Annotated in this window: 11 protein-coding genes and 1 pseudogene; 9 read left to right on the top strand and 3 right to left on the bottom strand. The window is 68.4% G+C overall.

All coding sequences use genetic code 11. The features are described from left to right. Window positions 1–58: 58 nt before the first annotated feature. From ACAM42_RS09110 to ACAM42_RS09085, 6 genes are all read left to right on the top strand, one after another. Window positions 59–916 (top strand): 3',5'-nucleoside bisphosphate phosphatase, encoded by an 858-nt coding sequence (locus ACAM42_RS09110; protein WP_062482136.1) that lies wholly within the window; start codon window positions 59–61, stop codon window positions 914–916. Further along, on the top strand, window positions 913–1,890 hold the full coding sequence (locus ACAM42_RS09105; RefSeq protein WP_369631791.1) for a DMT family transporter: 978 nt from the start codon (window positions 913–915) through the stop codon (window positions 1,888–1,890). Before ACAM42_RS09110 ends, ACAM42_RS09105 begins: the two co-directional genes overlap by 4 nt. 16 nt (window positions 1,891–1,906) lie before the next feature. Further along, window positions 1,907–2,542 (top strand): L-threonylcarbamoyladenylate synthase, encoded by a 636-nt coding sequence (locus ACAM42_RS09100; protein WP_095744107.1) that lies wholly within the window; start codon window positions 1,907–1,909, stop codon window positions 2,540–2,542. Window positions 2,543–2,585: 43 nt separating this feature from the next. Beyond that, window positions 2,586–3,257 carry a site-2 protease family protein gene (locus ACAM42_RS09095; protein ID WP_062482125.1) on the top strand — a complete coding sequence of 224 codons (672 nt, stop codon included), beginning with the start codon at window positions 2,586–2,588 and terminating at the stop codon, window positions 3,255–3,257. Between the two features lie 17 nt (window positions 3,258–3,274). Then, the gene (locus ACAM42_RS09090; protein WP_062482122.1) at window positions 3,275–4,606 is read left to right on the top strand and encodes a tryptophan--tRNA ligase; all 1,332 of its coding nucleotides are present in this window, start codon (window positions 3,275–3,277) and stop codon (window positions 4,604–4,606) included. Window positions 4,607–4,682: 76 nt separating this feature from the next. Then, window positions 4,683–5,285: a response regulator transcription factor gene (locus tag ACAM42_RS09085; protein ID WP_056578680.1), complete on the top strand. Its 603-nt coding sequence runs from the start codon at window positions 4,683–4,685 to the stop codon at window positions 5,283–5,285. 148 nt (window positions 5,286–5,433) lie between these two features. Here the strand turns inward: ACAM42_RS09085 and ACAM42_RS09080 are convergent, their stop codons facing one another. Continuing rightward, window positions 5,434–6,825 (bottom strand): HAMP domain-containing sensor histidine kinase, encoded by a 1,392-nt coding sequence (locus ACAM42_RS09080; protein WP_235926745.1) that lies wholly within the window; start codon window positions 6,823–6,825, stop codon window positions 5,434–5,436. Between the two features lie 222 nt (window positions 6,826–7,047). On the opposite strand from ACAM42_RS09080, the gene ACAM42_RS09075 reads away from it, so the two are divergent. Next, window positions 7,048–7,449: a phage holin family protein gene (locus ACAM42_RS09075; RefSeq protein ID WP_062482043.1), complete on the top strand. Its 402-nt coding sequence runs from the start codon at window positions 7,048–7,050 to the stop codon at window positions 7,447–7,449. Between the two features lie 64 nt (window positions 7,450–7,513). Here ACAM42_RS09075 and ACAM42_RS09070 read toward each other — a convergent pair. Beyond that, window positions 7,514–8,716: pseudogene (locus ACAM42_RS09070) on the bottom strand (MFS transporter). A gap of 144 nt (window positions 8,717–8,860) precedes the next feature. On the opposite strand from ACAM42_RS09070, the gene ACAM42_RS09065 reads away from it, so the two are divergent. Then, a complete protein-coding gene (locus ACAM42_RS09065; protein ID WP_095946654.1) occupies window positions 8,861–9,802 on the top strand; it encodes a LysR family transcriptional regulator in 942 nt (313 codons plus the stop codon). Here the strand turns inward: ACAM42_RS09065 and ACAM42_RS09060 are convergent. After that, a complete protein-coding gene (locus ACAM42_RS09060) occupies window positions 9,778–11,142 on the bottom strand; it encodes an amidohydrolase (RefSeq protein ID WP_369631790.1) in 1,365 nt (454 codons plus the stop codon). The two genes, ACAM42_RS09065 and ACAM42_RS09060, sit on opposite strands and share 25 nt — an antisense overlap. Before the next feature lie 182 nt (window positions 11,143–11,324). On the opposite strand from ACAM42_RS09060, the gene ACAM42_RS09055 reads away from it, so the two are divergent. Next, entirely contained in the window at window positions 11,325–12,275 is a 951-nt protein-coding gene (locus ACAM42_RS09055; protein WP_369631789.1) for a LysR substrate-binding domain-containing protein, read from the top strand. The last annotated feature ends 105 nt before the right edge of the window (window positions 12,276–12,380 follow it).

Below are 12,380 nucleotides of genomic sequence, written 5' to 3'. Positions count from 1 at the left end.
AGCACCGCGAAGCATCCACACGCCGGTGTCGGCGGGCGAGAGCGCCTAGAATCGGCCGGTGTCTTCTACTCTCAATGCCGATCTTCACTGCCACTCCGTGGTCTCCGACGGCACATTGACGCCCGAAGCGCTGGCCGCCCGCGCCGCCGCCAACGGGGTCGAGCTCTGGGCCCTCACCGACCACGACGAGGTCGGCGGCCAGCACCGCGCCGCCGCGGCCGCGCGCGAAAACGGCATGCGCTACCTCACGGGCACCGAGATCTCGGTGACCTTCGCGAACGAAACCGTGCACATCGTCGGCCTGGGCTTCGACCCCGACGACGCCGCCATGTCGCAAGGCCTGTACGACACGCGCGGCGGCCGCGGCAAGCGCGCGCAGGAAATGTCCGAGGGGCTGGCCAAGGTCGGCATCCACGGCGCCTACGAAGGCGCGCTCAAGTTCGTCGGCAACCCCGAACTGATTTCGCGCACGCACTTCGCGCGCTTCCTGGTCGAACAGGGCCACTGCCGCGACACCCCCGAGGTGTTCCGCAAGTTCCTCACCGAAGGCAAGCCCGGCTACGTGCCGCACCGCTGGGCCTCGCTGAAGGACGCCGTGCACTGGATCACCGCCGCCAAGGGCATGGCCGTGATCGCGCACCCGGGCCGCTACAAGTTCACGGCCAACGAGGAGTACGCGCTGTTCCTCGAATTCAAGGCGCACGGCGGCCAGGCGATCGAGGTCGTCACGGGCAGCCACACGCCGGCCGAGTTCGTCGAGTACGCCGACAAGGCGCTCGAGTTCGATTTCGCCGCCTCGCGCGGCAGCGATTTCCACAGCCCCGATGAGAGCCACTGCGATCTCGGCAAGCTGCCACCGTTGCCCGGCAGCCTCACGCCGGTGTGGGAACTGCTCGGCCACCGCATCCAGCAGTGAGCCAGAGCCCCGGGCCCGGCATCGACAGCGCGGCCACCGCCGCGCTGGCCCAGGCACGCGCCGCAGCGCAAACCCGCCGCCGCACCGAATCCGAACGCATCCTGGCAGGCATCGGGCTGGTCATTTTGGCGGTGGCCTGCTTCGCCACGCTCGACACCGCCACCAAGTACTCGACGCTGGCCGTGCCGATCCTCATGGGCGTGTGGTTCCGCTACGCCTTCCAGGCCGTGGCCACCACGCTGGTGCTGCTGCCGTTGCGCGGCACGGCCCTGCTGCGCACGCAGCACCCGCGCTACCAGGCGCTGCGTGGGGCGCTGCTGCTGGGCTCGAGCCTCTTTGCCTTCCTGAGCCTGCGCTACATGCCGCTGGCCGAGTTCACGTCGATCGTGCTGATCGCGCCGCTGGTGATCACGCTGCTGGCCGCCACCACGCTCAAGGAGCAGGTCTCGCCGCTGCGCTGGGCGCTGGTGGCCGGCGGCTTCATCGGCACGCTGGTCATCCTGCGTCCGGGCGGCGGCAGCTTCAGCTGGGCCGTGCTGCTGCCGCTGGGGCTGGTGCTGACCAACGCCTGGTTCCAGGTGCTCACGAGCAAGCTCGCGCAGACCGAGAACCCGCTGACCATGCACTTCTACACCGGCTGGGTCGGCACGCTGCTGGCCTCGGTGGCCGTGCCCTTCGCCTGGACCGCCCTGCCCTCGTGGGAATGGTGGGCGCTGCTGTGTCTCATGGGTTTCATGGGCACGGTGGGACACTTCATGCTGATCCTGGCCTACCAGCGCGCGCCGGCGTCCACCCTCACCCCGTACCTGTACGCGCAGATCGCCTTCGCGATGCTGGGCGGCTGGCTCATCTTTTCCCACGTGCCCGACCGCTTCTCGCTGATCGGCATGGCGATGATCGCCGTGTGCGGCGCCGCCGGCGCGTGGCTCACCGTGCGCGAGCGGCGCGTGCCGATCGAACCGGCGGAATCCTGATCAGGAGCAATTCACCATGGCCCAGTACTTCGAAGTCCACCCCGAGAACCCCCAGCAGCGCCTGCTGAAGCAGGCCGTGGCGCTGCTCGCGCGCGGCGAGGTCGTGGCGGTGCCCACCGACTCCAGCTACGCGCTGGCCTGCCACCTGGACGACAAGGACGCGGTCGACCAGCTGCGCCGCATCCGCCAGGTCGACGACAAGCACCACCTCACGCTGCTGTGCCGCGACCTGAGCGAACTGGCCAACTACGCGCGTGTCGACAACAAGCAGTACCGCCTGCTCAAGGCCGCCACGCCCGGGCCCTACACCTTCCTGCTCGAAGCCACCAAGGAAGTGCCGCGCCGCGTGAGCCATCCGCAACGCAAGACCATCGGCCTGCGCGTGCCCGACCACAAGGTGCTGCTGGAGCTGCTGGAACTGCACGGCGCGCCACTGCTGGCCACCACCCTCATCGCGCCCGGCGAGACCGAAGCGCTGAACGACGCACAGGAAATCCGCGAGCGCTTCGAGAAGCAGATCGGCGCCGTCATCGATGCCGGCGCCTGCCCTTCGCAGCCGACCACCGTGGTCGACCTCACGCCCATGGGCACGGGCGACGACCCGGTCGTGGTGCGCCAGGGCCGGGGTGCGCTCGCGGTGCTTGGCCTCTGACGAACGGCTCGGCCGCCCCATTCCTCTCTGACACAATCGCGCAGTGGATATTTCCAATCTGATACAGACGGTTCTGATTTACGCACTGCCGGTGATCTTCGCGATCACCGTGCACGAAGCGGCGCATGGCTACGTGGCGCGCCACTTCGGGGACAACACCGCCGCCATGATGGGCCGCGTGACGCTCAACCCCATGAAGCACATCGACCCCATCGGGACCATCCTGATGCCGCTGATGCTGTACTTCGCGACCTCGGGCGCCTTCCTGTTTGGCTATGCCAAGCCGGTGCCGGTCAACTTCAACCGCCTGCGCCATCCCAAGCGCGACATGGTGTGGGTCGCGCTCGCGGGCCCGGCCTCCAACTTCATCCAGGCCATCCTGTGGGCCGTGCTGCTCATCGTGATCGTTGCGGCGGGCGTCAGTGAAACCTTTTTCATCAAGATGTGCCAGGGCGGCGTGCTGGTCAACCTCGTGATGTGGGCCTTCAACCTGTTCCCGCTGCCCCCGCTCGACGGCGGCCGCGTGCTGGCCGGCCTGCTGCCCAGCGGCCCGGCGCAGAATTTCCTGGCGCGCATCGAGCCCTACGGCTTCTTCATCGTGATGGCGCTGGTGCTCGCCGGCATCGTCAGCAACTACTGGCTGCGCCCGCTGATGGATGCCGGCTACTTCGTGGTCAACCTGCTCATCACGCCGCTCAAGGCAATGCTGCTCTAAGTTTCTCCTTCCGTCACATGGCTTCGTCTTCTCCAGCTCCCCTGCGCGTCCTGACCGGCATCACGCCGTCGGGCACGCCTCACCTCGGCAACTACGTCGGCTCGATCCGCCACTCGGTGCGCCAGAGCGTCGCGGCGGGCGTCGAGAGCTACTTCTTCCTGGCCGACTACCACGCACTCATCAAGGTGCAGGAGCCTGCGCTCATCCAGCGCTCCACGCTCGAAATTGCGGCCAGCTGGCTGGCCTGCGGGCTCGACCCCGAACGCGTCACCTTCTATCGCCAGTCGGACATCGCCGAGATCACCGAGCTCACCTGGTTCCTCACCTGCGTCACCGGCAAGGGCGTGCTCAATCGCGCGCATGCCTACAAGGCCCAGCTCGACAAGAACATCGCCAAGGGCGAGGAGCCCGACGCCGACGTGACGGCGGGCCTGTTCATGTACCCCGTGCTGATGGGCGCCGACATCCTGATGTTCAACGCCCACAAGGTGCCCGTGGGCCGCGACCAGGTGCAGCACATCGAGATGGCGCGCGACATGGCGCAGCGCTTCAACCACCAGTACGGCGAGCACTTCACGCTGCCCGACGCCGAGATCGACGATGCGGTCGCCACCTTGCCCGGCCTCGATGGCCGCAAGATGAGCAAGAGCTACAACAACACGATCCCGCTGTTCGCGCCGCGCGCGCAGCTGCAAAAGCAGATCGCCAGCATCGTCACCGACTCGCGCGCGCCCGGCGAGCCCAAGGACACCGAGGGCTCGGCCCTGTTCCAGATCTACCAGGCCTTTGCCAGTGCCGAGGAAACCGAAGCGCTGCGCAAGGCGTATGCCGACGGCATCGCCTGGGGCGACGCCAAGCAGGTGCTGTTCGAACGCATCGACCGCGAAGTGGCGCCGCTGCGCGCGCGCTACGAGGCGCTCATGAACGACCCGGCCGAGATCGAGCGCATCCTGCTGCTGGGCGCCGAGAAGGCGCGCAAGCTGTCCCGCCCCTTCATGACCTCGCTGCGCCACGCGGTCGGCCTGCGCAACCTCGCGGCGGGCCGCGACGGCGCCGGCACCAAGGCCGCCAAGGTGGCAAAGCCCAGCTTCAAGCAATACCGCGAGAAGGCCGACGGCCTGTTCTATTTCAAGCTGCTCGATGCGCGCGGCGAAACCCTTTTGCAAAGCCGTGGATTCGCGTCACCGCAAGAAGCCGGCCGTACCATCGCCGACTTGCAGGCGCAACGCGGCGCGGCGCTCACGGCACTGGCCGCGCAGCTCGAACCGGTCGACGCGCAACAGGCTCGCGCCGCCACCGAGGCGCTGGAGGCACTGGCGGAGGCAACGTCCACCACCCAGGGACATTGATCCGGCAACAACCCGCGGGCCATCCGCCGGCGGGTGTGACAAGAGAGAAGACGGTGCGATCACAAAGGAAGAAAACATGAGCATTTATGTCATCGACGACCACCCCCTGATGCGCGACGCGATCGTGATGGTCCTGCGTCGCCTGCGCCCCGCCGAGAACATCGTCGAGCTCGAGCGGCTCGACAAGCTCGCCAGTTCGGTCCAGCAGCGTGGCGCGCCCACTCTTTTCTGCCTGGACCTGAAGCTGCCGGACACCAATGGCGTCTCGGGCGTGATCGCGGTCAAGCAGGTCTATCCGAACGTGCCGATCGCCGTGTACTCGGCAGCCCCGGCCGCCGACATGGAAGACGCCTGCATCGAGGCCGGCGCCGACACCTACATCGAGAAGTCGGCCAGCTCCAACGAGCTGGCAGCCGCCCTGCGCGGCCTGCTGATGGCCGGGTCGGAAGACGACACCGAGGAGATGCCGGCCGCCAACAGCGGCAAGCTCTCCAAGCGCCAGACCCAGCTGATCGCCATGCTCGACAAGGGCATGAGCAACCGCGACATCGCCACCGACCTGGAGATCAGCGAACACACGGTGAAGGTGCACCTGTGGCGCCTGTTCCGCCGTCTGGGCGTGAAGAGCCGTACGCAGGCCTTGCACTATGCACGCACGAATGGGCTGTTGTCTGGCTAACCCCCAGGCTTCGCGCACTTCGTGTCGCTACGCCAACCCCCTTGCAGGGGGCAACACCTGAGGCCCGGCAGAGCCGGTTCCTCGGTGTTACTGGAAGGAAAAAACCGCGCAACAGCGCGGTTTTTTTATGGGCGCGTCGCTCTCGTGCTCAGCCGCCCGACGCACTCACCCGTGCCTGCGCCACCGCCTCGTCGGCGTCGTGCAGCGCCACGCGGAACACACTGCCGCTGCCCAGGCGCGAGCGCACGCTGACCGGGTGCCCCAGCACGTGCGACAGCCGCGCCACGATGGCCAGGCCGAGGCCGAAGCCGTCGGAGGTGCCGGCATGGTCGGCGACCTTGTAGAACTCCAGGAACACGTCGCGCAGGTGCTCGGGCGCGATGCCGATGCCGGTGTCCCACACCTCCACGCGCATGCCCTCGCGGGTCTGGCGCGCGGCCAGCAGCACGCCGCCTTCGGTCGTGTACTTGATGGCGTTGGCGAGCAGGTTGCCGATCATGCGGCGCACGCGGATCGGATCGGTGAGGAACGAGCCCTCGGTCACGTGCACCCGGAAGTCCAGCCCCCGGCTCTCGGCCACGGGGCGGTACTGCAGCTCCAGGTCGTGCAGCAGCTCGGCCACGTCGACGCGCTCGATGTGCAGGCGCACCTGGCCCGCGTCGATGCGCGCGAGGTCGAACATGGAGTCGAACAGCGCGTTCACCGCGTGGGTGGCGCGCACGATCTTCGGGGCCAGTTCGAGCACCAGCTCGGGCTCGTTGCGCAGCCAGTCGGCGTACAGCGACAGCGCTAGCACGGGCTGGCGCATGTCGTGCGCGGCGCTGGCCAGGAAGCGGTTCTTCATGGCCACGGCCGACACCGCCGCCTGCCGCTGCTGCGTGAGCGACTTGATCAGGATGTGGTTGTGGAACAGCAGCTCCAGGCTGTTGCGCGCGGTCTCATGGATGTTGCGGCCGGCGCGCAGCAGCAGGAACCAGTGCAGCGCCGGCAGCAGCGGCATGAGGTAGCCGTACTGGAAATGCGGGTGCTGCATGGTGACGGCCACGAGGCGCACCAGCACCGCGCCGAGCATGGTGATGAACAGCGTGTTGACGTAGCGCTTGAGCAGCGGCGGGTGCAGCGCCAGCCCGTTGAGCGGGAAGGTGCCCACGCCGGCCACGATGAGCCAGCTCATGAACTGGTTGACCTGCGGCGTGCGCTCGAAGAACAGCAGCACCGAACAGCCCCAGACCACCGCGCTGGTGCTCCACACGAAGCCGTAGCGGTCGGTGAACTGCTGCTGCGCGACGGCGCTGCGCCCGGCATAGCGCACGGCGTACACACGCGCGCCCCAGGCCCGGCAGGCGGTGGCGATGATGCCGGCGGCCAGCCAGGTCAGCAGCTCCCAGCGGGGCACGTGGCCCCAGCTCAGGCCGACCATGGCGGGCATGAGCGCCGCCGAGACGAGGTAGGAGCCGCGCGCCGAGCGCATCAGGCTGCGGATGAGTTCTCCGCGCACCCACGACTCGGCCTCGTCGGCCGACGCCGGAGCGGGTGTCACGCTTGCGATCGACGCATTCGCCATGGATGCATGACCGTGGTGGATTCGGCCAAACCAGAGAAAGATGGAGACAGGCGCCTGCGCAGGCGCCGGAAGTTCGCGATCTTAACGGCCTGTCGGCCATGGTTTCGGGAAGTAACCGCAGAAAATCCGCCCGCCCCGCGCAACGGTCCGCCGCGACGCCCCGTTTACCATGCGGGCTGCCGACACACACCGCACGCCATGCTGAACAACATCACCCCTTTCCTCGTCCACTGGGCCATCACCGGCATCTCGCTGTGGGTCGCCAGCCATCTCTTCAAGGGACTCAAGTTCGACAGCACCTCGGCGCTGATCGTGTCGGCGCTGCTGCTCGGGCTGGCCAACGCCATCGTCAAGCCGCTGCTGATCTTCCTGACCCTGCCGCTGACGCTGCTGACCTTCGGCCTGTTCCTGCTGGTCATCAACGCGCTGATGATCCTGTTGGTGGCGGCGCTGGTGAAGGGCTTCAAGGTGTCGGGCTTCTGGACCGCGCTGTTCGCGAGCATCTTCGTCTCGCTGCTGAGCATCGTCATCGGCTCGTTCGTGACAGGCGGCGACCCGGCCGAGCAGATCCAGATGCCGCAGGGTGGCAACTGGCTCTGAGCGAGCCCCTGCCTTTCTCGCGGGCCCCGCCCGTTGCGCGCGAAATGCTCCGCGCCCTTCGGAATCAGTTGGACGACCGGTGCGGTCTCGCGGGGAATCCGTGCGCACGCGATGCCCAGGCAATCAGAAGGCCGGGAAGCAACAGCACCAGCAGTGCCCATGGAAAAGCGCCGACGCCCGATGTCTCCAGCAGCACGCCACCGACGATGCCGCCGCCCGCAATGGCGATGTTCCACACCGTCACGAGGATGGATTGCGCCACGTCCGCGCCGGGGCCGGCTGCTTCGGCCGACGCGGTCTGCAGCAAGGCCCCGGAGCCGCCGAAGGTCAGCCCCCACACGGCCACCGCGACATAGACCACCACCGGCTACGTGCCGGCGACGCCCAGGGCCAGCGACGCCAGCGCAAAGCCCGCGAGGGCGAGCAGCACCAGCGAGCGCAGCATGCGGTCGATGAGCAGCCCGCTGATCCAGATGCCGGCCAGCGATGCCACGCCGAAGACCAGCAGCACCGCATCGACCCGATCGGACAGGCCGGCCGGCGCCAGGAACGGCATCACGTAGGTGTAGAGAATGCTGTGCGCCAGCACCCACAGCGCAAGCACGGCCAGCACCGGTCGCACGCCGGGCGTGACGAAGATCCGGCGCACCGGCGCGCGCTTTTCGGCCGTCTGCCCCGGATAGTCGGGCACCTGCAGGAAGACCCAGGCCATCACCGCCAGCGTGAGCAGCGACATGCTGCCGAACGCGGTGCGCCAGCCCAGCGTGGCACCCATCAACGTCCCCAGCGGGACGCCCAGCGACAACGCCAGCGGTGCCCCCAGCCCGGCCACTGCCAGCGCGCGCCCCTTGAGGTGCTCGGGCACCATGCGCCGCGCATGGCCCGCCAGCATTCCCCAGATCAGGCCGCCCGCCATGCCGGCCATGAAGCGCGCAACCAGCGCGACGGCATAGCTCGACGTCAGCGCCGTGAGCGTGTTGAAGGCCAGCACGGCGGCCAGCGCCGCGATCAGCAACGGCCGGCGCCGCCAGCCCAGCGTGGCCGCCGTCAGCGGAATGGCCGCGACCAGCGAGCCGATGGCATAGAGGGTCACGAACTGGCCCGCGAGCGCTTCCGACACGCCCAGGTCCTGGCTGATGCGCAAGAGCATGCCGGCCGGCATCGTTTCCGTCAGCAGTGCCAGGAAGCCAGTCATCGACAGGGCCAGCAAGGCGGCCACGGGCAGTCGTTCAGTGCGCTCGCCCCCGGTGGCGGTTGTGGTGGTCATTCAGTTGTTTTCCATCGTCTGTGCCCGCGTTGGCCGGGTGGCCCGCGTTGGCGTTCACCGCAGTGTGGGCGGGAATGCATCAATGAAAAATGGGCTAAAGTTTCAAATACATATGACTCTCTAGTCATCAATCAAAGTCGCTCCATGGAAAACCTGGGTTCGCTGAACGTCTTCGTTCGCGCCGGCGAAACGCGCAGCTTCACGGCCGCGGGGCAGCAGTTGGGCATCTCGGCCTCGGCCGTCAGCAAGGCCATCGTGCGGCTCGAAGAACGACTGGGCGTGCGGCTGTTCCATCGCTCCACGCGCACCGTCCACCTGACGCCGGAAGGCGCGCTGTTCCTGGAGCGCTGCCGGCGCATCCTCTGCGAGGTGGAATCGGCCGAAGCGGAGCTGCTGCAGACACAGAGCGCGCCGCGCGGCAAGCTGCGCATCAGCCTGCCGTCGGTGGGCACCCTGTTCATGCCCAAGCTGGCGGCATTCAAGCGGCTCTACCCCGACATCGAACTGGACATCGACTACGCCGACCGGCTGGTGGACGTCATCGAGGAAGGCTTCGACGCGGTCATCCGCACCGGCGAGCCCAGCGATTCACGGTTGATGGCGCGCCGCATCGGCTCGTGCCGCAAGGTGATCGTCGGTGCGCCGGCCTACTTTCGCCGGGCCGGCGTGCCGCGCGAACCGCAAGATCTGGCAAGCCACGCCTGCCTGCTCTACCGCTTTCCCAGCACAGGCAAGCTGGACGTGTGGCCGCTGGGCCTTGCGGCCGGCGCGCCCGCCATCGACCTGCCGGCCAGCATGGTGACCAACACGCTCGACCCGCAGGTCTGCTTTGCCGAGCAGGGGCTGGGCATTGCCTGCGTGCCGGAGATCGCCGTGCGCCAGCAATTGGAACAGGGCCGCCTGGTCACGGTGCTGGACGACCACAACCGCGAACACATGATCTTCCACGTGCTGTGGCCGTCGAGCCGGCAGCTGTCGCCCAGGATCCGTGTGTTCGTGGACTTCATCGCGCAGCACCTGTTTCCGCTTTCGGATGCGCTGGAGCAGCCGATTCGCTCAGGTCAGCGCTGCGCGCCCGCCATGTAGTCCACCGTCAGCTGCGTCAGCGTGCGCACGCCCACCAGCAGGCTGGCCTCGTCGACGAAGAAGCGCGGCGAGTGGTTGGGCTCGGCCTTGTTCGCGTCGCGGCCGGGCGGCGTGGCGCCGATCATCACGAACAGGCCGGGCGCCTTCTGCGCGAAGAACGAGAAGTCTTCGCCGCCCGTGCCCTTCGGGATCACGATCGGCGTGGCGCCGGGCACGCGCTGCAGGCTGGGCACCATCTTCGCGGTCAGGGCCGGGTCGTTCACGGTCGGGGCGTAGCCGTCGGCCTCGACGCGGACCTCGGCCGTGCCGCCGCCGCTTTGCGCGATGTGCGAGGCGGTCTCGCCCATGCGCTTGATGATGAACTGGCGCATCTCGTCGTCGTAGGTGCGCAGCGTGCCGCTCATCTCCACGCTGTCGGGAATGATGTTGTAGCGCGTGCCCGCGTTGAAGGTGCCCACGCTGAGCACCGAGGGCTCCTTGGTCACGTTGACCTGGCGGCTCGCGATGGTCTGGAAGCCCAGCACGATCTGCGAGCCCAGCACGATCGGGTCGACCCCGCTCCAGGGCTGCGAGCCGTGCGTCTGACGGCCCTTCACGCTGACCTTGAAGGTGTCCGAGCTCGCGGTGATGGGGCCGCTCTTGTAGCCGATCTGCCCGGTGTTCAGCGCCGAAACCAGGTGCAGGCCGAACACTGCGTCGGGCTTGGGCGCGTCGAAGGCGCCTTCGGCCAGCATGCGGCGCGCGCCGCCGATCTCGGCATTGGGCAGTTTTTCTTCGGCCGGCTGGAAGATCAGCTTCACGGTGCCCGGCAGCTGCGCCTTCATCGAGGCCAGCACCTCGGCCACGCCCATGAGGATCGCCACGTGGCCGTCGTGCCCGCAGGCGTGCATCACGTCGACCGTCGCAAAGCCCCACTGGGCACGCGCCTTGGAGGCGAAGGGCACGTCGACCTGTTCCTTCACGGGCAGCGCGTCCATGTCGGCGCGCAGCGCCACCACCGGGCCGGGCTTGCCGCCGCGCAGCGTGGCGACCACGCCGGTCACGGCCACGCCCTCGCGCACCTCGTAGCCCAGCGCCTTCAGGTGGGCCGCGACCAGCGCGGCGGTGCGCTTTTCCTGGTTGCCCAGCTCGGGGTGCTGGTGGATGTCGCGGCGCCAGTCGATCACCTTCTGCTCGATGGCCTTGGAGCGCTCGGCGATCAGCGGGTACAGCGGCACGGCGGCGGCCGGCGCGGGCGATGTGGCAACAGCAGGCGCCTCCTGCGCCGAGGCGCACAGGGACGAGACGGCAAGGACGATGGGCAGGCACAGGCGCGCGGCCGGACGGAATCGGTGGGACATGGTGATGTGTTGTCAGAAAAGCAAGAAAGGGAAGGACCCGCCGGGCGGGAGCCCTTCGTCCGCACAGCCCCGTCGGGTCGGCAGCCGATGCGCCCTTGTCTGCCGCCCGACCCCGTGAGCGTAGGAAGGCCACCGATTGGTGTCCAATCGCTTTTGCATCGACTGATAATGATTGCCTATCGATGGCCGCCGACACAACTACGCCCTCCTCCGTGCTGCACGAGCGGCTGCTCGCGCGCCTGCGCCTGCGCCACCTGAAGCTCATCGACGCGCTGGCCGCGCACTCGCACCTGCGCCGCGCGGCCGAGGCGATCCACATCAGCCAGCCGGCGGCCACGCAGATGCTGCAGGAGGTCGAGGGCCTGCTCGACACGCCGCTGTTCGAGCGCCACGCGCGCGGCATGCGCATCACCGAGGCCGGACGCCTGCTGGCGCTGCACGCGCGCATGGTGATCGACGCCATGCAGGTGGCCAGCGACGGCCTCGCGGCGCTGGCCGCGCAGGAGACGCGCGCGCTGCGCATCGGCGCCATCGAGGCGGCCATCGCCAGCGTGCTGCAGCCCGCGCTGAACCTGCTGCATGCGAAGCACCCCAAGCTGCGCCTGTTCATCGAGGAAGGCAACATCGAACGGCTCACGATCGGCCTGCGCGCGGGCGCCTTCGACGCCGTGCTGCTGCGCCAGCCGGCGCGCGTGCCCGATGCCCACCGCTTCGTGCCGCTGCGCAGCGACGAGGTGGTGGTCATCGCCGGCATCGGCCACCCGGCCGTGCAGCGCAAGCGCCTGCGGCTGCGCGACCTCGCCGATTCGCGCTGGGTGCTGCCGCCCGCGCACTTCGCGGTGCGCCAGGTGATGGAGGCCGCCTGGGCCGCCGAGCGGATCGTGCCGCGCCCGCATGCCATCCAGGTGCTCACGCCGCAGCTGGTGCGCGCCCTGCTCTCGCAGCCCGACGTGGTGGTGCCGGTGCCGCGCACCGTGCTCGACCAGCTCGACCGCGCGGCCGTGGCCGAGCTGCCGCTGCGCATGAACGCGCCCATCGCGCCGCTGGGCATCCTCTACCGCAGCGACAACGAGGTCGGGCCGCTGCAGCTGCTGGTCGATTTCCTGGTCGCGCAGGCGAAGAAGAAACCATAGAGAGCGCTTCAGGCGGGTTTTTCATGCGGGCAATGTCCCGCTTCACACCCGCTTAACTGTGGGGCCGCACACTCGACGCCACCCGCCAGTCCCCTCGGGACATGG

This window comes from Variovorax sp. V35 (assembly GCF_041154465.1).
Lineage (GTDB): Bacteria > Pseudomonadota > Gammaproteobacteria > Burkholderiales > Burkholderiaceae_C > Variovorax > Variovorax boronicumulans.
Note: the sequence above shows the minus strand (reverse complement) of the source record. Positions and strands in the feature narration are given on the sequence as shown.

Bases quoted from the DNA above. Each gene is read 5' to 3' on its own strand.
- ACAM42_RS09090 (WP_062482122.1), top strand. From the start codon at position 3,275: ATGGCTTCGTCTTCTCCAGCTCCCCTGCGCGTCCTGACCGGCATCACG.
- ACAM42_RS09100 (WP_095744107.1), top strand. From the start codon at position 1,907: ATGGCCCAGTACTTCGAAGTCCACCCCGAGAACCCCCAGCAGCGCCTG.
- ACAM42_RS09055 (WP_369631789.1), top strand. From the start codon at position 11,325: ATGGCCGCCGACACAACTACGCCCTCCTCCGTGCTGCACGAGCGGCTG.
- ACAM42_RS09075 (WP_062482043.1), top strand. From the start codon at position 7,048: ATGCTGAACAACATCACCCCTTTCCTCGTCCACTGGGCCATCACCGGC.
- ACAM42_RS09085 (WP_056578680.1), top strand. From the start codon at position 4,683: ATGAGCATTTATGTCATCGACGACCACCCCCTGATGCGCGACGCGATC.
- ACAM42_RS09065 (WP_095946654.1), top strand. From the start codon at position 8,861: ATGGAAAACCTGGGTTCGCTGAACGTCTTCGTTCGCGCCGGCGAAACG.
- ACAM42_RS09060 (WP_369631790.1), bottom strand. From the start codon at position 11,142: ATGTCCCACCGATTCCGTCCGGCCGCGCGCCTGTGCCTGCCCATCGTC.